General features: G+C 51.6%; 1 protein-coding gene. It reads left to right on the plus strand.

Annotation, left to right across the window (positions count from 1 at the left end; translation table 11 throughout):
• The coding region (locus E5355_RS19265) for an Arm DNA-binding domain-containing protein (RefSeq protein WP_246867015.1) at nucleotides 1–353 on the plus strand (353 nt) is incomplete at both ends.

Consider the following 353-nt stretch of genomic DNA (forward strand, 5'->3'; position numbering starts at 1 on the left):
CTACCTCAAAAAGAGCGGACTGGACAAATCGGGTAAAGCCCCGATAATGGGAAGAATCACCGTGAACCGTACGATGGCACAGTTCGGATGTAAGCTGTCCTGTACTCCCGAACTGTGGAATCCCCGTGAAAGCCGTCTGAACGGCAAAAGCAAGGAGGCGGTGGAAACCAATGCCAGAATTGAAAAACTGCTGTTGGCGGTGAACGCCGCATTCGACAGCCTTGTGTCCCGTAAGGTCGGTTTTGATGCCACCGATGTGAAGAATCATTTCCAAGGCAGCATGGAAACGCAGATGACCCTCATGAAAATGACGGATGTTGTCTGTGACGACCTCAAAGCCCGTATCGGCATAG

The organism is Bacteroides muris (ex Afrizal et al. 2022) (assembly GCF_004793475.1).
Taxonomy (GTDB): domain Bacteria; phylum Bacteroidota; class Bacteroidia; order Bacteroidales; family Bacteroidaceae; genus Bacteroides; species Bacteroides muris.